Annotated in this window: 19 protein-coding genes; 15 read left to right on the forward strand and 4 right to left on the reverse strand. The window is 34.1% G+C overall.

Annotated elements, in window-relative coordinates; all coding sequences use genetic code 11:
- The first annotated feature begins 155 nt into the window (after positions 1 to 155).
- The 8 genes from DET63_RS12225 (at position 156) to DET63_RS12265 (ending at position 11,988) form a co-directional block, all read left to right on the forward strand.
- Positions 156 to 1,913: a 2-oxoacid:acceptor oxidoreductase subunit alpha gene (locus DET63_RS12225; RefSeq protein WP_016092174.1), complete on the forward strand. Its 1,758-nt coding sequence runs from the start codon at positions 156 to 158 to the stop codon at positions 1,911 to 1,913.
- On the forward strand, positions 1,900 to 2,766 hold the full coding sequence (locus DET63_RS12230) for a 2-oxoacid:ferredoxin oxidoreductase subunit beta (protein ID WP_002088040.1): 867 nt from the start codon (positions 1,900 to 1,902) through the stop codon (positions 2,764 to 2,766). The genes DET63_RS12225 and DET63_RS12230 overlap by 14 nt, the downstream gene beginning before the upstream one ends.
- Before the next feature lie 433 nt (positions 2,767 to 3,199).
- A complete protein-coding gene (miaB, locus tag DET63_RS12235; RefSeq protein ID WP_002137905.1) occupies positions 3,200 to 4,729 on the forward strand; it encodes a tRNA (N6-isopentenyl adenosine(37)-C2)-methylthiotransferase MiaB in 1,530 nt (509 codons plus the stop codon).
- Between the two features lie 3 nt (positions 4,730 to 4,732).
- Positions 4,733 to 5,164 (forward strand): YlbF/YmcA family competence regulator, encoded by a 432-nt coding sequence (locus DET63_RS12240; RefSeq protein ID WP_002033698.1) that lies wholly within the window; start codon positions 4,733 to 4,735, stop codon positions 5,162 to 5,164.
- A 128-nt stretch (positions 5,165 to 5,292) separates the two neighbouring features.
- On the forward strand, positions 5,293 to 5,835 hold the full coding sequence (gene cotE / locus DET63_RS12245; RefSeq protein WP_002014610.1) for an outer spore coat protein CotE: 543 nt from the start codon (positions 5,293 to 5,295) through the stop codon (positions 5,833 to 5,835).
- Between the two features lie 180 nt (positions 5,836 to 6,015).
- On the forward strand, positions 6,016 to 8,688 hold the full coding sequence (gene mutS, locus DET63_RS12250) for a DNA mismatch repair protein MutS (protein ID WP_113936843.1): 2,673 nt from the start codon (positions 6,016 to 6,018) through the stop codon (positions 8,686 to 8,688).
- An 8-nt stretch (positions 8,689 to 8,696) separates the two neighbouring features.
- Positions 8,697 to 10,646 (forward strand): DNA mismatch repair endonuclease MutL, encoded by a 1,950-nt coding sequence (mutL, locus tag DET63_RS12255; protein WP_113936844.1) that lies wholly within the window; start codon positions 8,697 to 8,699, stop codon positions 10,644 to 10,646.
- Positions 10,647 to 11,001: 355 nt separating this feature from the next.
- A complete protein-coding gene (locus DET63_RS12265; protein ID WP_113936846.1) occupies positions 11,002 to 11,988 on the forward strand; it encodes a choloylglycine hydrolase family protein in 987 nt (328 codons plus the stop codon).
- A gap of 453 nt (positions 11,989 to 12,441) precedes the next feature.
- Here DET63_RS12265 and DET63_RS12275 read toward each other — a convergent pair whose 3' ends face one another.
- Positions 12,442 to 12,630, reverse strand: a complete 189-nt coding sequence (locus DET63_RS12275; protein WP_097914717.1) for a hypothetical protein — start codon at positions 12,628 to 12,630, stop codon at positions 12,442 to 12,444.
- Positions 12,631 to 13,115: 485 nt separating this feature from the next.
- Here DET63_RS12275 and DET63_RS12280 point away from each other — a divergent pair, with 485 nt between their 5' ends.
- Positions 13,116 to 15,899 (forward strand): dynamin family protein, encoded by a 2,784-nt coding sequence (locus DET63_RS12280; protein ID WP_113936847.1) that lies wholly within the window; start codon positions 13,116 to 13,118, stop codon positions 15,897 to 15,899.
- A 98-nt stretch (positions 15,900 to 15,997) separates the two neighbouring features.
- Here the strand turns inward: DET63_RS12280 and DET63_RS12285 are convergent, their stop codons facing one another.
- From DET63_RS12285 to DET63_RS12300, 3 genes are all read right to left on the reverse strand, one after another.
- A complete protein-coding gene (locus DET63_RS12285; protein ID WP_113936848.1) occupies positions 15,998 to 17,917 on the reverse strand; it encodes an LTA synthase family protein in 1,920 nt (639 codons plus the stop codon).
- 494 nt (positions 17,918 to 18,411) lie between these two features.
- The gene (locus DET63_RS12295) at positions 18,412 to 19,749 is read right to left on the reverse strand and encodes an NAD(P)/FAD-dependent oxidoreductase (protein ID WP_113936849.1); all 1,338 of its coding nucleotides are present in this window, start codon (positions 19,747 to 19,749) and stop codon (positions 18,412 to 18,414) included.
- A gap of 304 nt (positions 19,750 to 20,053) precedes the next feature.
- A complete protein-coding gene (locus DET63_RS12300; RefSeq protein WP_113936850.1) occupies positions 20,054 to 20,851 on the reverse strand; it encodes a cell wall hydrolase in 798 nt (265 codons plus the stop codon).
- A 334-nt stretch (positions 20,852 to 21,185) separates the two neighbouring features.
- Here DET63_RS12300 and DET63_RS12305 point away from each other — a divergent pair, with 334 nt between their 5' ends.
- The 6 genes from DET63_RS12305 (at position 21,186) to DET63_RS12335 (ending at position 26,426) form a co-directional block, all read left to right on the forward strand.
- Positions 21,186 to 22,175 carry a phosphatidylinositol-specific phospholipase C gene (locus tag DET63_RS12305; protein ID WP_113936851.1) on the forward strand — a complete coding sequence of 330 codons (990 nt, stop codon included), beginning with the start codon at positions 21,186 to 21,188 and terminating at the stop codon, positions 22,173 to 22,175.
- Positions 22,176 to 22,380: 205 nt separating this feature from the next.
- Entirely contained in the window at positions 22,381 to 23,790 is a 1,410-nt protein-coding gene (locus tag DET63_RS12310; RefSeq protein ID WP_113936852.1) for a glycoside hydrolase family 1 protein, read from the forward strand.
- 30 nt (positions 23,791 to 23,820) lie between these two features.
- On the forward strand, positions 23,821 to 24,528 hold the full coding sequence (locus DET63_RS12315; RefSeq protein ID WP_113936853.1) for a GntR family transcriptional regulator: 708 nt from the start codon (positions 23,821 to 23,823) through the stop codon (positions 24,526 to 24,528).
- Between the two features lie 193 nt (positions 24,529 to 24,721).
- Positions 24,722 to 24,916, forward strand: coding sequence for a hypothetical protein (locus tag DET63_RS12325; protein WP_002066705.1), 195 nt, complete (start codon positions 24,722 to 24,724; stop codon positions 24,914 to 24,916).
- Positions 24,917 to 24,948: 32 nt separating this feature from the next.
- Positions 24,949 to 25,629, forward strand: a complete 681-nt coding sequence (gene bshB2, locus DET63_RS12330) for a bacillithiol biosynthesis deacetylase BshB2 (RefSeq protein ID WP_113936855.1) — start codon at positions 24,949 to 24,951, stop codon at positions 25,627 to 25,629.
- Entirely contained in the window at positions 25,629 to 26,426 is a 798-nt protein-coding gene (locus DET63_RS12335) for an alpha/beta fold hydrolase (protein ID WP_113936856.1), read from the forward strand. The genes bshB2 and DET63_RS12335 overlap by 1 nt, the downstream gene beginning before the upstream one ends.

Here is a 26,426-nt window from a genome sequence, read left to right on the forward strand (position 1 = left end):
ACTAGAATGGTAAACGAAATAGCATTATACTAAAGATTAAGGGAAATCAGAAGAGGCATAATTTGCGTCCATTGTAGTTTATTTGCATAAAAAATGCTAAACTATTACTGTAAAAAAATACACTACAATGAATGCAGCCAAAAGGGGTGTAGGAGATGATTAGTCAACTTTCATGGAAAGTTGGAGGCCAACAAGGTGAAGGAATTGAAAGTACAGGAGAAATCTTCTGTATTGCATTAAACCGATTAGGATATTACCTATACGGTTACCGCCACTTCTCATCACGTATTAAAGGCGGCCATACAAATAATAAAATTCGCGTAAGTACAACAGAAGTACGTGCGATCTCAGATGATTTAGATATTTTAATTGCTTTTGATCAAGAAACAATTGATTTTAACTTCCACGAACTACGTCCGGGCGGAATTGTAGTTGCAGATGCGAAATTTAATCCGACAATACCTGATAATACAGATGTAAATCTATATGTGATACCATTTACGGATATCGCTTCAGAATTAGGCACATCTTTAATGAAAAACATGGTTGCTGTTGGGGCATCTAGTGCGGTATTAGGATTAGACGAAACAGCTTATTTAGAGGTTGTTGAAGAAATCTTTGGTCGTAAAGGAGAGCAAGTCGTTCAAAAGAATATGGAAGCAATTAAACGCGGCTCTCAATACATGAAAGAATTGCTTGGTGAGAAAGTAAACATGATGCAGCTTGAAAAAGCTGATGGTCAGAAACGCATGTTTATGATTGGAAACGACGCAATCGCATTTGGTGCGGTAGCTGGTGGTGCTCGCTTTATGTCTGCATATCCAATCACACCTGCATCTGAAATTATGGAATATTTAATTAAAAAGTTACCGAAAGTCGGCGGAACAGTAATCCAAACTGAGGATGAAATCGCAGCTTGTACAATGGCGATCGGTGCAAACTACGCTGGTGTTCGTACATTAACAGCATCTGCTGGTCCTGGTCTTTCTTTAATGATGGAAGCAATTGGTTTAGCAGGTATTACTGAAACACCGCTAGTTATCATTGATACACAACGCGGTGGCCCAAGTACGGGCTTACCAACAAAACAAGAGCAGTCTGACTTAATGGCTATGATTTACGGAACGCATGGTGAAATTCCAAAAATCGTAATGGCGCCAAGTACAGTTGAAGAAGCTTTCTATGATATTGTAGAAGCGTTTAACTTAGCAGAAGAATATCAAGTGCCTGTTATTTTCTTAACAGATTTACAGCTTTCTTTAGGAAAGCAAACAGTAGAACCACTTAAGTTAGATAAAGTGGAAATTCGTCGTGGTAAGCTTGATTTAGAAGTAGAATTACCAGAACGTGAAAATAAAGCATACTTCAAGCGTTATGAAGTAACAGAAGATGGGATTTCACCACGTGTTTTACCTGGTATGAAAAATGGTATTCACCATGTTACAGGTGTAGAACATGATGAAACGGGTAAACCATCTGAATCAGCGTTAAATCGTAAAGATCAAATGGACAAACGTTTCCGTAAAATGGCGAATTTACAGTTTAATACCCCTATTTACAAAAATGCTAAGCATGATGACGCAGACGTATTGTTAGTAGGCTTTAACTCAACTCGTGGTGCGATCGAAGAGGCAATGCAGCGTTTAGAACAAGAAGGAATGAAAGTAAACCATGCCCATGTACGTTTAATTCATCCGTTCCCAACAGCTGAAATCGATCCACTTGTGAAAAAAGCGAAGCGTGTTGTAGTAGTGGAAAACAATGCAACTGGTCAGCTTGCTAACATTATGAAAATGAATCTTGGCAATGGTGAGAAAATTTCTAGTCTTTTAAAATACGATGGAAATCCATTCTTGCCGAAAGAGATTTACAACGAATGTAAAAAAGGGGTTGTATTAAATGGCAACATTTAAGGACTTTCGTAACAGTGTAAAACCAAACTGGTGCCCAGGTTGCGGAGACTTCTCGGTGCAGGCTGCGATTCAGCGTGCGGCAGCTAACGTTGGTTTAAATCCAGATGAGCTAGCTGTTATTTCTGGTATCGGCTGTTCCGGTCGTATTTCAGGGTATATTAATTCATATGGTTTGCATAGTATTCACGGACGTGCTCTTCCGATTGCACAAGGTGTGAAAATGGCAAATCGTGATTTAACAGTTATTGCATCCGGTGGTGACGGTGATGGTTTTGCGATTGGTATGGGACATACAATCCATTCTATTCGTCGTAACATTGATATTACGTACATCGTAATGGATAACCAAATTTACGGATTAACAAAAGGTCAAACTTCACCACGTAGTGAAGCTGGATTTAAAACGAAAAGTACACCACAAGGTTCAATTGAACCATCACTAAATGTTATGGAAATGGCTTTAACAGCTGGTGCGACATTTGTGGCGCAAAGCTTTTCAAGTGATTTAAAAGAATTAACGCAAATTATTGAAGCTGGTATTAATCATAAAGGCTTTTCATTAATTAATGTATTTAGTCCATGTGTTACTTACAATAAAGTAAATACGTATGATTGGTTTAAAGAGAATTTAACGAAACTAAGTACAGTAGAAGGATATGATCCATCTAACCGCATGATGGCTATGCAAACATTAATGGAAAAGAACGGGTTAGTAACAGGTTTAATTTATCAAAATACAAAGCAGCCCTCTTACCAAGAGCTTGTAAAAGACTATAGTGAAAAACCTTTAGTGCAAGCTGATTTGAATATGGATCAGAAAATGTTTGATGAGCTTGTTGCTGAATTTATGTAATGATCGGAGAGAAGGTTGCCACTTGGTAACCTTCTTTTTGAATGAATAAAAATAATTAATAGATTTGTTTACTTAGAAAATTCAGAATGATAAAATAATATATAAATCGTTGTATAAAAATAGCATGTTCATTAACTGTGAAATGAAATATAGGATAAGAAGCCTTCTTCGTTAAAGTTGGCTAAAGGCTCTATACTATGATAATGTGTATAGGGATAAAGCAATATGCTTTTGGGTAGGACAAGATGAAATAATAAAAAGGGAATGTCTATTTGTGTGGGGAAGACTTCATTCTTACGGATGATTAGATCGATTACTCAAGTTTCAAAGGGCAAGTTATCTCTCATGCTATCTAACATCATTGAGATGGGTCTAAGCGCATTAAAATGGACTACAGAGTGTGTGTATAGTTAAGGGTGAAAGGAGATTACCGATGAACGAGCAACAACGATTAGCAAGTCGACAAGCAAATTCCTCTACGAAAAAAGAAGAGAAAGATTATAGTAAATACTTTGAAAGTGTATACCAACCACCTTCCTTGAAATTGGCGAAAAAGCGTGGGAAAGAAGAAGTTAAAATTGAAAGAGATTTTGGCCTACCTGAAGAGTTTCGCAATTTTGGCGCAGGAAGAAAGTTTTACATTCGTACATATGGCTGTCAAATGAATGAGCATGATACAGAAGTAATGGCTGGGATTTTTACAACGCTTGGATATGAGCCAACCTTTTCAACTGAAGAGGCAGATGTAATCTTATTAAATACTTGTGCAATTCGTGAAAATGCTGAAAATAAAGTGTTCGGTGAACTTGGTCATTTAAAATCATTAAAGCGAAGAAATCCGGATCTTATAATTGGTGTATGTGGTTGTATGTCTCAAGAGGAATCTGTTGTAAATAAAATTATGCAAAAAAATCAGCATGTAGATATGGTGTTTGGTACACACAATATTCATAGATTACCGTATATCCTAAAGGACGCAATGTTCTCAAAAGAGACGGTAGTTGAAGTTTGGTCAAAAGAAGGGGATGTAATTGAAAACCTTCCGAAAGTACGTCGTGGTGATATTAAAGCTTGGGTAAATATTATGTATGGCTGTGATAAGTTTTGTACATATTGTATTGTACCGTATACACGCGGAAAAGAGCGCAGCAGACGTCCAGAAGATATTATTAAAGAAATTCGCCATTTAGCTGCGAACGGTTATAAAGAAATTACGTTACTTGGACAAAACGTAAACGCATACGGTAAAGACTTTGAAGATATACAATATGGTCTTGGCGATTTAATGGATGAACTTCGTAAAATCGATATCGCGCGTATTCGTTTTACAACAAGCCATCCACGTGATTTTGACAATCATTTAATTGATGTTCTTGGAAAAGGTGGTAACCTAGTAGAACATATCCACTTACCGGTTCAATCTGGTAGTACAGATATGCTTAAAATTATGGCGCGTAAATATTCGCGAGAACACTATTTAGAGCTTGTACGAAAAATTAAAGAAACAATTCCGAATGCAGTGCTAACGACTGATATTATCGTTGGTTTCCCAAATGAAACGGATGAGCAGTTTGAAGAGACGATGTCGTTATATCGTGAAGTAGGATTTGATACGGCATTTACATTTATTTATTCTCCGCGTGAAGGTACACCAGCTGCAAAAATGCAGGATAATGTTCCGATGGAAGTGAAGAAAGAGCGATTACAACGCTTAAATACACTAGTGAATGAATATGCAGTTAATAAGAATAAGCGTTATATAGGTCAAATTGTAGAAGTATTAGTTGAGGGAGAAAGTAAGAATAATCCTGAAGTACTTGCGGGATATACACGTACGAATAAACTTGTAAACTTTGTTGCTTCAAAATCTTTAATTGGTCAGCTTGTGAAAGTAAAAATAACGGAAGCAAAAACTTGGTCTCTTAACGGGGAATTGGTTAAGGAGCCGATTGAGGTGAAATAATAGATGAAAGTATATACGAAAGATGAAATTGTTGAGCAAGCGAAAGAATTAGCGAAAATGATCTCTGAAACAGAAGAAGTCGATTTCTTTAAGCGAGCAGAAGCACAAATTCATAAAAATGAAAATGTAAAGCGAGCAATTGATGAAATAAAAGCTTTGCAAAAACAAGCAGTAAACTTGCAACATTATGGGAAATGGGAAGCTTTGAAAAAAGTAGAAGCTGAAATTGATGCACTTCAAGATAAGTTAGATAATATCCCAGTTGTACAGGAGTTTAAATCTTCACAAACGTATGTAAATGACTTACTACAGCTAGTTGCTAGTACCATTTCTAACAATGTAACAGATGAAATATTAGTTTCAACTGGCGGCGATGTGTTGAAGGGTGAAACTGGTGCAGCAGTAGAAAGTAAAAAAGGAAATTGTGGTTGTTAAAGAGATGTCTTATTGACATCTCTTTTTTTTAGTGGGTTATATCGGAAATTCTTCTCAAAAAAAAGAATGACACATTCCGCTATTGTCACGCATATGATTAAGTGAATAGTGATTGAGGAGGGTTACGAATGTCCGAATTTAGAGAGATTATTACAAAAGCAGTGGTTGGAAAAGGACGTAAGTATACAAAGTCAACGCATACATGTGAATCGAATAATGAGCCAACAAGTATTTTAGGGTGCTGGGTAATTAACCATTCGTACGAAGCGAGAAAGAATGGAAAACATGTGGAAATTGAAGGTTTCTATGATGTAAACACTTGGTATTCATTTGATGGAAACACAAAGACTGAAGTTGTAACAGAACGTGTTAACTACAATGATGAAGTAAGTATTGGGTATCGTGATAAAAACTTCTCTGGTGACGATTTAGAAATTATCGCTCGTGTAATTCAGCCGCCAAATTGTTTAGAAGCTCTTGTATCGCCAAATGGTAATAAAATTGTTGTGACGGTAGAACGTGAATTTGTAACAGAAGTAGTTGGGGAAACGAAAATTTGTGTAAGTGTAAATCCTGAAGGTTGCGTAGAATCAGACGAGGATTTCCAAGTCGATGATGATGAGTTTGAAGAATTAGATCCGAACTTTATCGTCGATGCAGAAGAAGAGTAAGAGAAAGCTAGGGAGAAGTTCTTCCTAGCTTTTTACAGTACATAAGTGGTTCTGCATGAACATGATTCCTTATGAAATGTGCTATAATGAGGAAAGACTCCTGGAATAGGAGATATGGATGTCCGTGAAGTGTGACATATATGAATATAGATTATTATGTAAGAATTATGGAGGAAAGACATGACGCAATATACGCCTATGATACAGCAATACTTAAAGGTTAAGGCAGACTATCAAGATGCCTTTTTATTTTTCCGATTAGGTGATTTTTATGAAATGTTCTTTGAAGATGCGGTTAAAGCAGCTCATGAACTTGAAATTACATTAACGAGCCGAGATGGTGGTAGTAGTGAACGTATACCGATGTGTGGTGTACCGCATCATGCAGCTAAAAATTATATTGAACAACTTGTTGAAAAAGGATATAAAGTAGCTGTTTGTGAGCAAGTGGAAGACCCAAAAACAGCTAAAGGTGTAGTACGTCGTGAAGTAGTACAACTAATTACGCCAGGAACGATGATGGAAGGGCGTACAATAGACGAGAAGGAGAATAACTTCTTAGCAGCATTAACACATTTCGAAGATGGATCTTATGCGCTAGCTTGTAATGACTTAACGACTGGACAAAATACAGTGACGTTATTAACTGGTTCAGTAGAAGATATTTTATTAGAAGTGTATGCGACTGGTTCAAAAGAAATTGTTGTAGATTCTACATTTTCAAAAGATGAATTAAATAAGTTAACTGAAACATTAAAAATGACGATTTCGTATGAAGATACAACAACTATTCCAGAAGGATTAGAGCATCTTGTGAAAAGTGTCTCCCAAGCAAAATTAATTAAAGCAATTGGACGCTTATTTAACTATGTGATAAGAACACAAAAACGTTCGTTAGATCACTTGCAACCAGTAGAAATTTATTACACGAATCAATTTATGAAAATTGATGTGCATTCAAAACGTAATTTAGAGTTAACAGAGACTCTTCGCACGAAGGAAAAGACAGGCTCATTATTATGGCTATTAGACAAAACAAAAACGGCTATGGGTGGGCGTATGTTAAAACAGTGGATGGAACGTCCACTTATCCAGAAAGAAAAAGTTGAAGAGCGTTTAGAAATGGTTGAAATGTTTGTAAATGATTACTTCTTACGTGAAGATTTAAAAGAAAAGTTAAAAGAAGTATATGATTTAGAGCGTTTAGCAGGGAAAGTTGCATTTGGTAATGTAAATGCACGGGACTTATTACAATTAAGACGTTCTTTACTTCAAGTACCAGCTATTTTAGAAGCGATTAGTCTTTTGGATAATGCTTATGCAGCAAGGTTAATTCAAGGTGCGGATCCATGTGAGAGCTTAACTGAATTACTAGGAAGAAGTATTCAAGAAAACCCACCGCTTTCTATTAAAGATGGAGATATTATTAAAGACGGTTATAATGACAAGCTTGATCAATATCGTTACGTTAGTAAAAACGGAAAAACGTGGATTGCTGAGCTTGAAAAACGAGAGCGTGATATTACAGGGGTTAAATCATTAAAAATTGGGTACAACCGTATTTTCGGCTACTATATTGAAGTGACGAAGGCTAATCTTGCAGCACTTCCAGAAGGGCGCTATGAGCGTAAACAAACACTTGCAAATGCAGAGCGTTTCATAACAGATGAGCTAAAAGAAAAAGAAACATTAATCTTAGAAGCAGAAGAAAAAATTGTACAATTAGAATACGATTTATTTACAACACTTCGCGAAGAAGTAAAAGTATTCATTCCGAAATTACAGCATTTAGCGAAAGTAATTAGTGAACTAGACGTACTGCAAAGCTTTGCGACAGTTAGTGAAGAAGAGCAGTTTGTAAAACCTGTTTTAACAACTAAGCGCGAAATCTTTATTAAAGATGGTCGTCATCCTGTCGTTGAAAAAGTATTGAACGGGAAATTGTATGTACCGAATGATTGTATTATGCCGGAGAAGATGGATGTCTTTTTAATTACAGGACCGAACATGTCTGGTAAAAGTACGTATATGAGACAATTAGCACTTGTTACTGTTATGTCACAAATTGGTTGTTTTGTACCAGCGACAGAAGCAGTATTACCTGTCTTCGATCAAATCTTTACGAGAATTGGTGCAGCGGATGATTTAATCTCAGGTCAAAGTACATTTATGGTTGAAATGTTAGAAGCGAAAAATGCAATTGCAAATGCATCAGAGAGAAGTTTAATTTTATTCGATGAAATTGGACGCGGTACATCTACGTATGATGGTATGGCACTTGCGCAAGCAATCATTGAACATATTCATGACCAAATTGGTGCGAAAACATTATTCTCTACACATTATCATGAATTAACAGTGTTAGAAGAAAGTTTAGACCAACTAAAGAATGTACATGTTTCAGCAATTGAAGAGAATGGAAAAGTAGTTTTCCTTCATAAAATTCAAGATGGAGCGGCTGATAAAAGTTACGGAATTCACGTTGCTCAACTTGCCGAGCTTCCAGAGAGCTTAATCGCTCGCGCGAAAGAAGTGTTAGCACAACTAGAAGGACAGGAAGAAATTGTTATTCCGAAACGAGTAGAAGTGAAAGTGCCAGAAGTCGCTCCAGAACCAGTTGTTGTAAAAGAAGAACCAGCAGAAATACAAGAGACGAAAGTAGAGACTGAGGAAGAATCGCAATTATCATTCTTTGGTGGAGAACAGTCTTCGAAAAAACAAGACAAGTCAGTTCTAGATGCAAAAGAAACGGCAGTACTTGCACAAATTAAAAAGATTGATTTACTCGATATGACGCCTTTAGAAGCGATGAATGAACTGTATCGTTTACAGAAAAAGTTAAAGAAAGGATGAGTAAGTAGATGGGGAAAATTCGCAAACTCGATGATCAACTCTCTAACTTAATTGCGGCAGGGGAAGTAGTAGAACGCCCTGCCTCAGTTGTAAAAGAACTCGTGGAAAATTCCATCGATGCGAATAGTACATCTATTGAAATCCACTTAGAAGAAGCTGGATTATCGAAGATTCGCATCATCGATAATGGAGATGGTATTGCTGAAGAAGATTGTATCGTTGCATTTGAACGACACGCAACGAGTAAAATTAAAGATGAAAATGATTTATTTCGTATAAGAACGCTCGGTTTCCGCGGAGAGGCCCTGCCGAGTATTGCCTCAGTGAGTGAATTAGAATTAATTACGAGCACAGGTGATGCGCCTGGTACACACCTTAGTATTAAAGGTGGAGACATTATAAAACAAGAGAAAACGGCAAGCCGAAAAGGAACAGATATTACTGTACAAAACTTATTTTTTAATACACCAGCGCGCCTTAAATATATGAAAACGATTCATACAGAGCTTGGGAACATTACAGATATCGTGTATCGTATTGCAATGTCACATCCTGAAGTATCGTTAAAACTGTTTCATAATGAAAAGAAATTGCTTCATACATCAGGAAACGGTGATGTAAGACAAGTACTTGCATCGATTTACAGCATTCAAGTTGCGAAGAAGCTGATTCCGATTGAAGCTGAGTCTCTAGACTTTACAATTAAAGGCTATGTAACATTACCAGAAGTAACGAGAGCGTCTCGTAACTATATGTCAACGATTGTAAATGGCCGTTACGTTCGAAATTTTGTATTGATGAAAGCAATTCAGCAAGGATATCATACGTTATTGCCAATCGGAAGATACCCAATCGGCTTCTTATCAATTGAAATGGATCCAATGCTTGTTGATGTCAACGTACATCCAGCAAAATTAGAAGTTCGCTTTAGTAAAGAACAAGAATTGCTAAAGCTTATCGAAGAAACATTGCAAGCTGCATTCAAAAAAATACAACTCATTCCAGATGCTGGTGTAACAACGAAGAAAAAAGAAAAAGATGAAAGTGTGCAGGAACAGTTCAAGTTTGAGCATACAAAACCGAAAGAATCATCTATGCCTAACATCGTTTTACCAACAGGAATGGATGAGAAACAAGAAGAAACAACGACGACGACTATAAAACAACCAGCACAACTGTGGCAACCGCCGAAGCAAGAATGGCAACCACCACAGTCACTAGTAAGAGAAGAGCAAAGCTGGCAGCCATCCTCTAAGCCGGTAATAGAAAAAACGGTTCGAGAGGAAAAGGAATGGACTAGCAACGATGACGATTTTGAATTAGAGGAATTGGAAGAAGAAGTTCACGAAATAAAAGAGATTGAAATGAACGGTAACGATTTACCACCACTTTATCCAATTGGACAAATGCACGGAACATATATTTTCGCTCAAAATGATAACGGGCTATATATGATTGATCAGCATGCTGCGCAGGAGCGCATCAATTATGAATATTTCCGTGATAAAGTGGGACGAGTTACGCAAGAAGTACAAGAATTACTTGTACCGTACCGCATTGATTTATCTCTTACCGAATTTTTACGTGTCGAAGAGCAACTAGAAGAACTGAAAAAAGTTGGACTGTTCTTAGAACAATTCGGTCATCAATCTTTTATCGTCCGCTCACATCCAACGTGGTTCCCAAAAGGTCAAGAAACAGAAATTATCGACGAAATGATGGAACAAGTCGTCAAACTAAAAAAAGTTGATATTAAAAAATTACGTGAAGAAGCAGCCATCATGATGAGCTGTAAAGCGTCCATTAAAGCAAATCAATATTTAACGAACGATCAAATATTTGCTTTACTGGAAGAACTACGTACAACAACAAACCCATACACATGCCCGCACGGAAGACCGATTCTTGTGCATCATTCTACTTATGAGTTGGAGAAGATGTTTAAGAGGGTTATGTAGGGATTAATGTCCAAAGAGAAAAAGTTCGTTCCCAGTTATTTGAAACGGTTTGAAAGTGCCTAGTATTATTTATATGTGTTGAAAGAAAATAAAATAAATATGTAATAGCAATGTTCTCTACAGTTATTTTAATAAAATATTGAGAGAAATAAAAAGGAGCGATAGTAACAAGTCGCTCCTTTTTAATATAATTCTTTTGCAACTATATTTTAAAAATTCATTTATAAACTAGAAATAACCTACTTGTAATGTATATGTGCTTTCTCATTTTTTTTGTAAGGAAAGGGGTTTTTAATTTACAGATTTATCAGAATTATGTAAAGTGTAGATAAAACTATAAAATGGGGTGTTCTTTATGTGTACTAGTTTGACATTACAGACAAAAAACGGTCAGCACCTTTTTGCGAGAACGATGGACTTCACATTAGATATGAATCAAGAAGTAATAATCATTCCTCGGCATTACCAGTGGAATAATATAACTGGTGAAATCATTAATACGAAACATGCTACGGTCGGAATGGGAATTAATCATCAAGGAAGGATCATTATGGCGGACGGAGTAAATGAAGCAGGTATGACATGTGCAACACTCTATTTTCCAGGATTCGCAACTTATAGTCAAAGCATAGATGACAACAAAACGAATTTGGCTCCATTTGATTTTGTGACTTGGAGTCTCACACAATTCAATTCTGTCAAAGAGTTAAAGAAATCTGTAGATAGCCTTACCTTTTTGGATATACCATTACCGGATTTAGGACTTACGCCACCACTACATTGGATTTTAGCGGATAAATGGGGAGATTGCATTGTACTGGAGCCGACAAATGAAGGATTAAAAATGTATGACAACCCACTAGGAGTGATGACGAATAGTCCAGAGTTTAATTGGCATTTGCAAAATTTAAGACAATATATAGGCCTTAAATCGCAGCCATTCGCGCCAACTGAGTGGAGTAATGTACCATTAAGTGCTTTTGGTCAGGGCTCAGGTTCAATGGGACTTCCAGGGGATTTCACCCCGCCATCAAGGTTTGTGCGGGCAGCATATGGCAAACAAAACATTCAAGGTATAGATAGTGAAGAAGAGGGAGTATCGGCCCTTTTTCATATCTTATCAAATTGCGAGGTTCCTAAAGGCGGAGTAATAACAGAAGACGGTGCATTAGATAATACCATTTATACAAGCGTAATGTGTATGGAGTCCGGAACATATTATTATCATACTTACGATTGTAGACAAATTATAGCCATTCATTTATTTCATGAAAATTTAGATACAGATGAGATTAAAGCCTATCCGTTCCAACGGAAACAAAAAATATTTTATGAAAACTAAGTAGCTTTGAAACAACGTTTGGTAAATTTTTAAATATATATAATAGAGCAATAATGCCTATAAAAAGTAGGGGTCGGAAGGGATATAATTGATAATCTAATAAGTAACCTGAATAAATATCCCTTAAGAAAAAATAGACGTAAAATATTCAAGGTATTATATAAATTCAATCCAACGACTTCTAGAAGGGCCATTAAAGTGCTATTATGCAAAGTAAACATGAGCGTACTCCATTTATAAATAGCAAAGAACAAAAAAGGTATGGAAAAAAATCCATACCTTATATTTATAATTCAAGTTCTTCCATTATCTATGTATAAAAAAGCGCTGTATATCAGCACTTTTTAAAAGGTACGTGGATTTTAAAATAAAGGTTGTACATTATTAAAAGCGTAACTATGCACGGCTAAAAATAGATTCTTACTTTGTTAATTGTTATAAGGATCTATATGATTATTTATTTTTATTATTATTATTAATTTTTTCAGTGTATAGAACTTGTTCTTTGTAGTGTTTTTTTATTGGGAAAGTATGTGTACCAGAGCCGTTTTTGTATGTTTTATTGATGGGGTTTTTTAGAGGGATTGTTGTAGTTTCAGTAAATTCATATGGGTAGTTTATTTTAGATTTATCTTCAAACATGAAAATGCCTCCTTTTAGGATTTCCTGAATTCTTTACTATAACATGATATGCATATAGATTTTTTTTGGACTAGTTATTTATATAGGTTAATGGAATTTAATTACGTAACTACTGAAATATTTCAAAGGAAAACAATGTGAGAAATATATTATAATGATTTCTTTTATTTATTAGCGAAGGGAGTCTTGCATATATATTCGTTATAGATTGTTTTTATAATGTAATATATATAGAGTTTTCCTGATAATATAATGTGAAATATTATATTATTATTAGGTTATTAGGAACATTTAATGTTGTTTCACAACTGAAAGGGAATTGAAAAAGAACTGAAACTTTTCTCATAAAAATTCAATCTTACTTGAAAAATGAAAGGAAAATGAAATTTTCTAAAAGGAATTCTTTGTTAAGATAAAAAGTATACATACAAAAAAGTATTGACATATCTCAAAAAATGTATTTTCGAGATATAGTGGGGGAAAAGATGAGATTAGAAAAACAATTAATAAAAAAGATGTATTATGAAACATTCCTAATAGAGAATGAAACACACCCACCTCTTCAAGTACTTGGAGAAGCTTATGTAAACGAAGAAAAAAATGAGATTTCTGATGGATCTTATATTCGTTTTGCACAAGGTGAATTTTATTATCACCATCAAGATTTTGAAGCAGCTATTTTTAAATGGGAGAAAGTTAGTAATGAATTAGCGCCATGGGCACAAAAAAATATTGCGGATGCTTACTTCGAACTTAACCAATTATCAGTTGCTGAAAACGTGTATACTTCTATTAATACTGATAATAAAATACTGATGACCGAAATTGTACTGCAATTACTGTCTCTTTATATCGAGCAAAATAATTTTGATTCAGCTTTCGCTGCTATTAAAGAAGCGGTTTCTTTAAATCCCGATTATCCAAACGTCACAATAATTGCCCGTTCCTTTTATGAAGAACAGCAAGATTTTGATAGTGCAGTAGAGCTTGCTGTGAACGAGTTAATTCGAACAGAATCTTATCCGTGGTTTGAGGTTCTAAAAGAATATATCGATAAAGGATTTACTAAAAATATTTCACCAGACTATTTTTATAAAGTATTAGTTACATTAAATAATGTAGATCAAGTACACTTTACGCAAATTGTTTCATCACTTTGGCACAGCTATAAAGATGAACAAAATTACTTATTATGGCTCAACACAATAAATGAATTTTTCATACATATCGAAATACATTCGTCCGATATATGGGACGAAATTTCTTCTCTTTACGAAGAAACATACTTTGAATTAATTCAAGGTCAATATATGCTTAGACAATTACACGATATCATTCCAAATCTGTTAACAAATTGGTTAAAGGTAGTCAATCCCTCTCATGCTGTATTTCCATCTGCAGCAGTATTGGCATGGGATGAGATTTTTCCTTCTAAAATAGATTCAGCGGATATAAAAGATGCGGAAAAACTACTTTCATATTCTATTAATCATGTGAATGGCTTAGAGTATAGTTTACATCTTTTTGAATCTATTACACACTGGGCACAAGAACATGATTTAGAAATGGGTCACCGATTTAGCTGGTTAGTTGGTGAGGTTGCAGATTTAAGAACAAATCGCCTATTAGTAACTGGAACTTCAGGGAACGGAAAAGCTTCATTTATTAACTCTATTTTAGGAGAAAATATATTAGAAAACTCAATCTCAAATGTAGTTGTTTTTAAAAATGACGCTTATACAAAAATTAACGCTATAACAGATTCGGAAATTACAACAACTGAGAATTTCTCTGATTTCCATAACATGATGGCAGTGCACCGTCAAACATATAGAGATAGAGCATGTGTTGAATTTAAGTTACCGTGCAGATTTTTAAGTAAAAACAAACTTACATGCGTTGTTACACCTAGCTTTAATAGGAACAATGATGCGAGAGATGAGGTGTTTGAATATTTAAATTCTGTAGATGAATTATTATTCGTATTGAATGCGGATTCACCTTTTACTGACAAAGAACGTGACATTCTATTGAGTATCCAAGAACATACACCAAATCTACAAGTTCATTTTTTATTAAATAAAATTGATAACATTTACAATGAAGCAGAAGCAAAAAGAGTTATACAAGATACGCAAGTGAGAATTAACACATATTTCCCTAATGCAAGAGTTTTCCCTTATTCTTCGTTATATACAAATAGTAAACAACTAAACGATTTAACTGAGTTTATTCATTTTAACTTTAACCATAAAAATATTGATGCAGAACGTACTGAAAAGCTATTGTTTTTCATTCGAAAAACAATTACATATCTTTTGGATAAACGCGTTGAGAGTGAAAAAGATTTAGTGGATTCTATTAATTGGAATGAAGATATGTTAGTTAAACTTAATGGTTGTATTAATAACCTTACTGCTTTTGAGAAGGAAAAAATTCATTTAATTACAGAATCATATCGTACGATGAAAAGCGAAATTACTAATGATCTTAAAGAACATATTCCGAAACTATTGCAGAGTTGTTCCGATTTAATTAGTGAAGAAAGCGATTTTAGTCACATTGATATTGAACTAAACACAGCGATGAATGGAAGAGTGCAACAATATCTAGAACAAACTGTATTACCTAATCTTGCTCGCTCTATGCAGAATTGGATTGCGACTTCTAATAACGAGCTCCTTCAAAGTCAATTGTACTTAGCAGAAACCAGTGAAGGACTTAATTCTTTATTTGGAGAAAATCGAATACAGTTAGAATGTGACTTTAAAGTAATTGATGATTGGCGCAGAGATACTGATAGAATGACAACTAGAATACAAATGGAAGAAGTAAATATTTTACGCCGATTTACACCAGCACAATTTTTACTGAAAAGTGCCGGTAAATTATTTGGAGTTCTTCCTAAAAATAAAGCTATGCTATATAACAAATACAAACAGTATTTAGAAAATGAAGATTATACCGATGTAACGACTTCTATTATGAAGAAGTTTTTCTTGCAATTTGAGCTGTTTGAAAACACACAAGAGCGGGATATTAATATGTTCTTTAGAAATCCATTTGGTGCGTTGGAACAAGCTATAGAAAACACTCATTTAGAAATAAAAGAAAAACAAGATAAATTGCATAAAATGAAATCAAACCCTGAAGTTTACCATGATCCTATAAAGCTCTTTGAATTGAGATTACGTCAATGTGAAGTAATCTTGAATATAGGTGAGGGTAATTCCTATACAGATGTAACTTTAGAAACAAGCGTAGAATAAAAGTAAAATATATCAGGTTTTTATATAAAATTGCACCATGTGTTATAAGAAAGTAAAAAGGGAGCAACCTTTAATAAGTTGCTCCTTTTCCATATAGATTATTTTTCAGTTTCTTTAATTTTAGTTTTTACTTCTCCAGTTTTAATTTTATTACTTTCTGAGAAACGTAATAAATCGCCTTCAATAATTTTGTCAGACATTCGTAATTCATTTTGTGCACGGTTAATCATTTCTTGAGCTTCTTTTTTTGGTAAATCTACAACCTCACCTGTTTCTCGATTATAAAAAGTATGATTTGTATATGCATACTTGTCTGTAATAAAGCTACCATCACGTAAAACAACAAAACCGGTATATTCATCTGAAAACATATCATGGCCAAAACGGATATCGTTAGTAGTATCAATCCCTAATAAATTTAGAATAGTAGGTTTCATATCGATTTGTCCCGTAGGCTTTGAAATAGTTTGACCTTCTGTTTGGCCAGGGATATGAATATATAAAGGTGTGCGTTGTAAATTTAAAGTATCAAATTCTGTTATTTGATCTTTTTCTAAAAACTGTGCCATTGCGCGATTATGTTTTTCAGAAATGCCGTAATGATCACCGTATAACACAATAATAGAATCATCATACATTCCCTCGGCTTTCAAACGCTCAATAAATTTTTTAATTGATTCGTCTAAGTAACGTGCTGTTACGATGTAACGATCAAATACGCCATTACCAGAGTTGTATGGTTCAATGAATTTTGTATCTTCATCATACGTAAATGGATAATGGTTTGTTAAAGTAAGGAAACGAGCGTAAAATGGTTGATCAACAGTTTTTAATATATCTACTGATTGATCAAAGTATTCGATATCTTTTAATCCCCAATTTAAATTTGTTTCGGGTGTAATTTTGTAATCAAGTTCATTATAGTAACGATCATAACCAAGAGCGGAGTACATAATATTACGATTCCAGAATGTTGCGTTATTCGCATGGAATACAGAAGTGAAATAGCCTTGCTGACGTAAAATTTCTGGAGTCGCAGTATAATCGTTGTTACCGTGCGTGAAGAATACAGCACCTCGATTTAATGGATACAACGATGTATCTATTAGAAATTCAGAATCCGATGTTTTTCCTTGACCAGTTTGGTGGGAAAAGTTATCGAAATAATAGCTTTCATTTATGAATTCATTTAAGAATGGCGTAACTTCTTGACCGTTAACTGATGCACCTATTAAAAAGGTTTGCAAAGATTCAAGAGTAACGACAATTACGTTTTTTCCTTTCGCTGCACCAAACATATTAGGATTTGGTTCACTTTGGTTTGATTTTACGTAGTTTTCAGTTTCTTGTAATTTACTACTATCTGCAAGTGCCTTTTGGGATCCAGCCTTTACTTGTAGTGTTAAATCATATACTTGATGAGTGTATAGTCCTAAATTTTTCACAAGCATTACGCGGTCGAAGGATCTCGTTAATAATTCAGGTCGTTCTTTTTCTGCAAGCTGTAGATTTGCAAAAAATACACCAATTGTTAAAAGAAAATATAATAAGCGTGAAGAATGAGTTACACGTTCTGTTTTAAAGACTATTGCTTTCTTTTTTAATAAAATAAAGAAGAAAATAATGTCTACGAATGCGAGTATAGTTTTGTAGTTCAATATTTCTATAATACTGCCGCCTAATTGGCCGAAGTTTGATGTTTGTCCAAGTACTGGTAACGTAACGAAATCATTATAAAAATCATAGAACATTACATTCCCAACAAGTACGATTGTTAATAAGAGATTAATACATAGCGCTATATAATTTCTCTTTTCACCGGTTGCAAATAATGCTAATCCAACAAATGCTAACGATGCAGCGAGGGGGCTAATAAACAAAATAAGTTCTTGTATAGAAGACTCAATTTTTAAATCAAAACTGAATCGCGTAATAAGATATGTTTTTAACCATACTGCTAAAGCAATTATTATAACAAAGCTTATATTTTGCAGTTGTAAATTTATTTTATTCTTCATTTTTACACCTTCTTTATAGAATTTATTTAACTAATGTTATATATTATATTTTTATAACTATTAGAGTGTGGTGAACCATTTAGATTATATCTTTCTAAAGGTAATAATTTGAAGTATGCATATACATATAATGGAGAATTTTAAAGCGAAGTAACATAAATCTAATTTTTTTAGAAACGGAGCAGAAAAAGCCATAGTTGTAGTAAAAAATACTTATAGACATCCTAACATATTAAACACTACGGCGATGTTACAAAATATCGAACAAATAAAAGTGAAAATGAATAGAGACTTGTAAAACTATTGACATTAAATTTGTTAGAATTGAATGTCAATAGTTTTACATACATGGTTATATTAAATATGTATCTTGTAAAATCCCGATTCTTTGTGGGTTAATCAGTAGCACGGGAAGGATTTCATTCCTGCTATTACTACATAAGTAAAGTACTGGTGAAACTCAAAATGTTTGATTGGTATCTAAATTATAACAATTAAATGTCAGACAAGTATTTTCCAACATACAGGCCACTTGCAGCTGCTTGAGATAATGAATGAGTGACGCCTGAACAATCTCCAATTAAAAATAGCCCATTCATACTTGTTTCAAAATGGTTATTGATTTTTATTGTAGGAGCGTAGAACTTGCCATCAATTCCATATAATAAAGTATCTTGATCGATAGGTTCTTGGATAAATTGTTCTAAACGTAATAAAAATTTTTTGAGTCCTTCAATATATAGTGGAGGAATTTCTTTATTCAAGTCTCCATAATCTCCGTGTAGTGTAGGTTGTATACGATTATGTTTCATGTTGTTCTCCGCTGTAGGTTGTTTCTTTATTAAGTCCTCTAAACGCTGTATAACAATCCGATCTCGTCCTTGGTTAATGTTTTTAATAATTGAACTTGCGTATACATTTGCTTCTTTGAGAGTTGGAAAATAGCGCGGGATAAATAAAGTGAAATTTAAGTTAGAAGTGCCAGTTTCTTGCTCTCGGAAATTTTGACCGTCAGGCATAATCAAGCCGTCTTCGTACTTTCGAATAATGCGTCCTTTTGGATTCATACAGTAAGTAGTAGCCGTGAAAAGTTCATGCTCATAAGAAAGTTTCGTCTCAAATGTATTTTTTAATATAGAACGTAATTGGTGTTCTTTCATCTCTACTCTAATACCTAAATCTACACGAGTTTGCTCTTGAGAAATATTTAGAGAAGTGCACATTTCTTTTAACCAATCCGCCCCGGAACGTCCTGTTGCAAATACGAGTTGCTTAGATTGAACTATTCCTTGATTGGTATCTATTTTAAAATGATCTTTCTGCCTTATGATATGTTCTACATCTATATGGAATCGGATATTTATTTTCGTAAGTAAAAATTCGTAGAGCTGCTGAAAAATATTACTTGAAAGTGTAGTGCCAAGATGCCTTACTTCTGTTGTGAGCATTTGTAAACCACACGTTTCAGCTCTCTTATTAAGGGTTGGATTTTCTGTAGAATATTTTGAAACAGAATTTCCTCCGAACTGACATAGAATCTCATCTACTTCAGCCATAAGTTGTAAAAAGCCTTCTTTACCGACTTTTTGCTCAAGTTCTCCGCCAAATCCGTTTGTATAATTAAATTTTCCTTCAGATTTTCCTAAACCACCAAACCCGAAATATTTATCACATGTAGTACAATTACACACTTTTCCTTGGTCTAAAGGACAATGGCGATCTTCTAGCGCTTTACCTTTATCAAGAATTAAAATCTTTTTATTACTTTTAGCTAGTGAATAAGCCATAAAAATGCTACTCACTCCAGCTCCGATAATTGTAACATCATACATATTCTTTCACCTGCTAACGAATAGTTTGTTTTTTATTTTCTTAGTGTATAACACTTTTATGAAGTTAAGAAATAGCTTGTATTAATAAAGTCATAGTTGTGGATTTGATACTTTCTCAATTACTCTAAATGATGAATGAGATACAACAGTTTTTTATTTGAAAAGAGAGATACTTTTAAACAATCATTTTATCATATGGTTAATAAAAAGCTTAAATATAAAAAGAACAGACCTTTTAAGTAAAGAGGTCTGTTAATCATTTGAAATAGTTGTTAAGTGTATAAATTTGAAGGGAATTATAGTTTTATTTAGCGAAGACGTGGTTACCGATTACTGCTACTGTTTGACGTGTCGTAATCCATTTGTCTGTTGATGTTTTTGGGTTGTAGAAATAAAGCCAATCAGAATGTATTCCACTTGTGGAGATAGCCTCTTCTACAGCCATTTTTGCTTCAGCGCTTGCAGGCTGATTAATTCTACCATCGGTAACAGGAGTAAATGCATATCCGCGTTTAATAGGTTCATAAATAACACCTGTTATTGTATTTGGAAATCCTTTTGCATTTACTCGATTTAGGATAACTTTTGCTACAGCTACTTTTCCTTTATATGATTCGCCACCTGCCTCCGCGGTAACTAAGCGTGCCATTAAGTCTTTTTCTTTTTCGGAAATACTGGAATTAATTTTCAAATGTTGTCCTGTATAAAGCTTGTTACCGACTGTGTTGTTAATTTGTTTTATAGATTGAACGGTTACGTTGTAGCGCTTTGCTATCGTTTCTAATGAATCTCCCGGTTGTACTTGGTAAATAATTTGTCCAGAAGTGTTCGTAGTTTTTTCGTTTTGATGAACTGTAACCTCATTTGATTTCATAGATTCTGGAATATGTAACTGTTCTCCAATAAAAGCTTGATCGTTTCCTTTATTATTCGCTTGTTTAATGGCCTGTATGGAAACGCCATATTGCTTACTGATGCCCCAAAGTGTATCATTCTTTTTTACTGTATGTATGGTGGAAGCTTCAGCTGTACTTTGATTACATACGAATGTAAGTGCTACTGCAGATAAAGGAAGTATATGTTTTATTTTTAATAATTTCATTGTAAATCCTCCTAATAAAAAATTAAGTTTTAGCTGTTGAATAATGTAGTTCAGAGTATATAAGGTACGTATTTATATTTTAATATAAGTATATTAGCACGTACGGAATAAATAATCATCATAAGTTTTTTATTTATATCATGTAGGACCCAAATATGAAATATTGCATATGAAAGCCCATTGAAGTTTATGTTGTTGATTACTATAATTTATCTAGTAGAAAGGGACTTTAAATTTTCCTAATGCATTGAGAATATGTGAATGTTTTTTTATTAACTACCCTATATTACATTCAATAAGTTTGATATAAAAACAGAAAAAGAGAGGAGTAATAATGAGCAATAAGAAATTTTTTTTGAAATTATTCATATGTAGTACTATATTTAGTACATTTGTATTTGCTTTAAATGATAAGCAAGTAGTTGCAGCTAGCTCTATTAATGAACTTGAAAATTGGTCAAGATGGATGCAACCTATACCCGATAACGTACCGTTAGCACGAATTTCAATTCCAGGAACACATGATAGTGGAACGTTCAAGTTGCAAAATCCGATAAAGCAAGTATGGGGAATGACGCAAGAATATAATTTTCGTTACCAAATGGATCACGGAGCTAGAATTTTTGATATTAGAGGGCGTTTAACAGATGATAATACGATAGTTCTTCATCATGGGCCATTATATCTTTATGTAACATTGCATGAATTTATAAATGAAGCGAAACAATTTTTAAAAGATAATCCAAGTGAAACGATTATTATGTCTTTAAAAAAAGAGTATGAGGATATGAAAGGGGCGGAAAACTCATTTAGTAGTACATTTGAGAAAAATTATTTTCGTGATCCAATCTTTTTAAAAACAGAAGGGAATATAAAGCTTGGAGATGCTCGTGGGAAAATTGTATTACTAAAAAGATATAGTGGTAGTAATGAATCTGGGGGATATAATAATTTCTATTGGCCAGACAATGAGACGTTTACCTCAACTATAAATCAAAATGTAAATGTAACAGTACAAGATCAATATAAAGTGAGTTATGATGAGAAAGTAAACGCTATTAAAGATACAATAAATGAGACGATTAACAATAGTGAAGATGTTAATCATCTATATATTAATTTTACAAGCTTGTCTTCTGGTGGTACAGCATGGAATAGTCCATATTATTATGCGTCCTACATAAATCCTGAAATTGCAAGCTATATGAAGCAAAAGAATCCTACGAGAGTGGGCTGGGTAATTCAAGATTATATAAATGAAAAATGGTCCCCAATACTTTATCAAGAAGTTATAAGAGCGAATAAGTCACTTGTAAAAGAGTAAAGATTGTCATGGTAAGAAGCGATGAAATACGTCGCTTCTTTTTTGTTTTCTAAAAATTAACATCAAATATAGTTTTACATATCGTACGTTCATGATAGAAAAAAATCGAAACTTAAGCTATAATTACTACATATAAAATTTGTACCTATAAATTTTATGTATAGTAATGAATTTGATTTGTTGTAATGAAATGGAGGTATATACTATGAAGTTTCCACATGATTTTTTATTCGGAGCTGCTTCAGCTTCTTATCAAGTAGAAGGTGCATGGAATGAGGATGGAAAAGGTGTTACGAATTGGGATGAGTTTTCAAAAATTCCTGGCAAAACATACGATGGAACAAATGGTGATGTAGCGGTTGATCATTATCATCGATATAAGGAAGATGTTCGTTTAATGGCTGAGATGGGATTGGAATCGTATCGTTTTTCGATTTCTTGGGCGAGAATATTGCCGACTGGAGATGGAGAGGTAAATGAAAAAGGAATTGAATTTTATAACAATTTAATTGATGAATGTTTAAAGTACGGGATTGTACCGTTTGCCACTTTATATCATTGGGATCTACCATTACCGTTAGAAAAAGATGGTGGGTGGACGAATAAACGAACAGCAGAGGCTTTTGTAAAGTATGCAGAAATTTGCTTTAAGGCATTTGGTGATAGAGTGAAACATTGGATTACTTTCAATGAAACAGTAATGTTTTGTGGATTAGGCTATTTAAAAGGTGCACATCCACCAGGAATACAAAATGATGTTCCAAAGTATTTTCAAGCGACTCATTATGTATTTTATGCGCATGCGAAAACAGTTGCGGTGTACAAGCAGCTGAAACAGTATGGGGAGATTGGGATTACACATGTTTTCTTACCTGCTTATAGTGTGGATGATCAAAAAGAAAATATACTAGCAGCAACTCATGCGAATGAATATGAAACGTATTGGTACTACGATCCAGTTTTAAAAGGTGAGTATCCGTCTTATGTTGTACAACAATTAAAGGAAAATGGGTGGACTCCTAATTGGACGGTTGAAGAATTAGAAATCATTAAACAAAATGCCGAAAAAAATGATTTTATCGGCTTGAATTATTATCAGCCAATACGAGTAGAAAGATATGATATGGATATAAAGAGCGAGGAGCATTCTCGAGAAAACTCAACACTTGCTCCAGGTAATCCTTCTTTTGATGGTTTTTATCGAACAGTAAAAATGGATGATAAAACATATACCAAATGGGGTTGGGAAATATCTCCCGAAGGTTTCTTAGATGGATTGCATATGTTGAAAGCGCGTTACGGTGACATAAAGATGTATGTAACGGAAAATGGACTTGGTGATGAAGATCCAATCATTGACGGAGAAATTGTAGATGTTCCGCGAATTAAATTTATTGAAGAGCATTTAAAAGTAATGAAGCGTGCAATTCAAGAGGGAATTAATTTAAAAGGTTATTATGCATGGTCAGTTATTGATTTGTTAAGTTGGTTAAATGGATATAAAAAGCAATATGGCTTTATTTTTGTCGATCATAATGATAACTTAAAACGTAAGAAGAAACTTTCGTTTCATTGGTATAAACATGTGATCGAAACGAGAGGAGAAGAGTTATAACAGATAAAAGAGTATTTTAGGAGAAAGTGTATGAGTGCAAAGTATAAACAAATTGCTGATGTGTTAGAGCAAAACATTCGAGATGGGCTTTTTAATGAAACGAAAAAATTACCTACAGAAGAAGCGTTGATGAATCGATTTGAAGTAAGCCGTAATACGATACGTAAAGTAATTAGTCAACTTGTGAATAGAGGTTATATTTTTCAAGTGCAAGGTAGTGGTATGTTTTTACGTGAAACTTCTGTAACAGATTACATTAATTTAGGAAGTTTACGTGGATTAACGAAAAATCTCGTTTCACAAAATATTGAAACGAAAGTGCTAGAGATTGAAGTAATAGAGGCAAATGAAGAGATAGTAGAACGGATGCAATGTGAGATTGGAACTAGGCTATATTTTTTGAAGCGCTTAGGAATTGTAGATGGTAAGCCATTCTCTATTGAAGTAAGTTATTTCAAAAAAGATATCATCCCATATTTGAATGAAGAAATAGCATTAAGTTCTGTATACAGTTATTTCATTGAGGATTTACGATTAAATATTGGCTTTGCCGATAAAGTTATTAGTTGTGAAAAAATAAATAAAGAAAATGCAAAGCTTTTAGAACTAAATGAAGGTGATCCAGCGCTTCTTATTGAAAATACAGTTTATCTTGTAAATGGAACAATTTTCGAGCTATCTCAATCAATGTTTCATTATGAAAAGACTAAACTTTTAAATCGGATTAATTTTAATTGAAAATGAATATAAATAGCCTTGTAAAAAAGCAACTGGTCCTAAGTGAGCAGTTGCTTTTTATTTTTAAAGTGGATGAGCAAAAAAACACAAAAGTGGTTGGTCCGTTTTTTATAAACTTCTATTATGATAAGAGAAGAAAGGTAGTATTTTATTCATGCTTTAAAATAGACTGGCCTTAGAGAGGTGGAAGACAATGAGTTTTGCGATTTCACTAGTTGTTATTATTGTAGTTGTATCACTGTTTGGGACCGTACTAGTCGCACGAAATGTAGAGGAGAATTACGGTAAGTCTACAAAGAGGAATGTGAAAAACTTATCCGCTATCTATATCATTCTTCTTTTAGTGCTTCTTGTAGGAGTTACTTGGTATGCGGTCGTTATTTTATAAAGTTTGTATATGATGAAGGAGTTAATATATTGATGAAAAATGAGCGCCACGTTTTAGTTGTTTTCCCGCATCCGGATGATGAGTCGTATTGCGTGGCTGGAACAATTTTGGCTTATACTGAGCAGAAAGTCCCTCTTACTTATGTTTGCTTAACGTTAGGTGAAATGGGGAGAGCGATGGGAAATCCTCCTTTTGCAACACGTGAATCCTTATATGCTATAAGAGAGAAAGAACTAAAGAGCGCTACTAATATTTTAGGGATTAAAGATTTACGTATGATGGGATATCGTGATAAAACGCTTGAATTTGAAACTCCTGGAGAATTAAGAAGTGTAATACAAAAATATGTGGAAGAATTGAATCCTTCGTTAGTCATTTCTTTTTATCCAGGATATGCAGTGCATCCAGATCATGATGCAACAGGAGAAGCGGTAGCCGGGGCGTTAGCTAATATTCCAGAAAATAAAAGGCCAACATTTTATGCTGTAGCTTTTTCAAATAATCATGAAGCAGAAATAGGACCTCCAAGTTTTAAAAATGAAGTAAAAGAATATGTTCCAAAAAAGCTCGAGGCATTGCAAGCACATGCATCACAATTTGCGACTAAGGTAACGGAACTGAAAAGAGAGTATGAAGATGGTGTTCCAGAAACAGTTGAGTGGTTAGAGAGAGAGCCGTTTTGGATATATCCATTTAAAGATAAGAACATGTGATGCTACATCTGAAGGTGATGAATATGTATTTTGAATATAAGAATCGAAAGGTTTTTTACAATATAGAAGGATCGGGTCCTGTCATATTGTTTTTACATGGTCTTGGAGGGAATTCGAATAATTGGTTATACCAAAGAAAATACTTCAAGGAAAGATGGACAGTAATCTCACTCGATTTACCTGGGCATGGGAAATCCGAAGGGATGGAAATTAGTTTTAAAGAATATTCAAATGTTTTATATAAGCTATGTAATCATTTAAAGCTAAAATCAGTAACAATTTGTGGTCTTTCAAAAGGAGCTAGAGTGGGTAGCGATTTTGCTATTCAATATCCACGTTTTGTTTCTAGCTTAATTGTTGTAAATGCATTTCCCTATTTAGAACCGGCAGATCGTAAAGAACGACTTGAAGTATATGATTTACTTAGCTTGCAGGATAAAGGGAAAACTTGGGCTGATACGTTATTGAGAGCAATGGGAGTAGAAGATAATGATGCAATTGTCCGAGGATTTCATCAATCCCTACAAACGATTCATCCGATTCATATTCAAAGGTTATTTGCTGAATTAGTTGATTACGATCAAAGACCATACCTCTCTAACATTGCATGTCCTGTATTAATAATACGAGGAGAGAATGATTATTTTGTTCCGGAAAAGTATGTGAGAGAATTTGAAAAACACCTGAGAAACGTGACTTTCGTTGAGTTGAAAAATAGTGGACACTTGCCTTATTTAGAACAGCCTACTAGCTTTAATGTGACGGTAGAGGCATTTTTAAATCATGCGCTTGATTAA

Origin of the sequence: Bacillus sp. DB-2, assembly GCF_003315125.1 — a bacterium.
GTDB classification, from domain to species: Bacteria; Bacillota; Bacilli; order Bacillales; family Bacillaceae_G; genus Bacillus_A; species Bacillus_A mycoides.

Bases quoted from the DNA above. Each gene is read 5' to 3' on its own strand.
- DET63_RS12275 (WP_097914717.1), bottom strand. From the start codon at position 12,630: ATGTTTGAAGATAAATCTAAAATAAACTACCCATATGAATTTACTGAA.
- DET63_RS12240 (WP_002033698.1), top strand. From the start codon at position 4,733: ATGAAAGTATATACGAAAGATGAAATTGTTGAGCAAGCGAAAGAATTA.
- mutL (WP_113936844.1), top strand. From the start codon at position 8,697: ATGGGGAAAATTCGCAAACTCGATGATCAACTCTCTAACTTAATTGCG.
- DET63_RS12295 (WP_113936849.1), bottom strand. From the start codon at position 19,749: ATGTATGATGTTACAATTATCGGAGCTGGAGTGAGTAGCATTTTTATG.
- mutS (WP_113936843.1), top strand. From the start codon at position 6,016: ATGACGCAATATACGCCTATGATACAGCAATACTTAAAGGTTAAGGCA.
- DET63_RS12280 (WP_113936847.1), top strand. From the start codon at position 13,116: ATGAGATTAGAAAAACAATTAATAAAAAAGATGTATTATGAAACATTC.
- DET63_RS12310 (WP_113936852.1), top strand. From the start codon at position 22,381: ATGAAGTTTCCACATGATTTTTTATTCGGAGCTGCTTCAGCTTCTTAT.
- DET63_RS12315 (WP_113936853.1), top strand. From the start codon at position 23,821: ATGAGTGCAAAGTATAAACAAATTGCTGATGTGTTAGAGCAAAACATT.
- miaB (WP_002137905.1), top strand. From the start codon at position 3,200: ATGAACGAGCAACAACGATTAGCAAGTCGACAAGCAAATTCCTCTACG.
- DET63_RS12335 (WP_113936856.1), top strand. From the start codon at position 25,629: ATGCTACATCTGAAGGTGATGAATATGTATTTTGAATATAAGAATCGA.
- DET63_RS12230 (WP_002088040.1), top strand. From the start codon at position 1,900: ATGGCAACATTTAAGGACTTTCGTAACAGTGTAAAACCAAACTGGTGC.
- DET63_RS12225 (WP_016092174.1), top strand. From the start codon at position 156: ATGATTAGTCAACTTTCATGGAAAGTTGGAGGCCAACAAGGTGAAGGA.
- DET63_RS12285 (WP_113936848.1), bottom strand. From the start codon at position 17,917: ATGAAGAATAAAATAAATTTACAACTGCAAAATATAAGCTTTGTTATA.
- DET63_RS12300 (WP_113936850.1), bottom strand. From the start codon at position 20,851: ATGAAATTATTAAAAATAAAACATATACTTCCTTTATCTGCAGTAGCA.
- cotE (WP_002014610.1), top strand. From the start codon at position 5,293: ATGTCCGAATTTAGAGAGATTATTACAAAAGCAGTGGTTGGAAAAGGA.
- DET63_RS12305 (WP_113936851.1), top strand. From the start codon at position 21,186: ATGAGCAATAAGAAATTTTTTTTGAAATTATTCATATGTAGTACTATA.
- bshB2 (WP_113936855.1), top strand. From the start codon at position 24,949: ATGAAAAATGAGCGCCACGTTTTAGTTGTTTTCCCGCATCCGGATGAT.
- DET63_RS12265 (WP_113936846.1), top strand. From the start codon at position 11,002: ATGTGTACTAGTTTGACATTACAGACAAAAAACGGTCAGCACCTTTTT.
- DET63_RS12325 (WP_002066705.1), top strand. From the start codon at position 24,722: ATGAGTTTTGCGATTTCACTAGTTGTTATTATTGTAGTTGTATCACTG.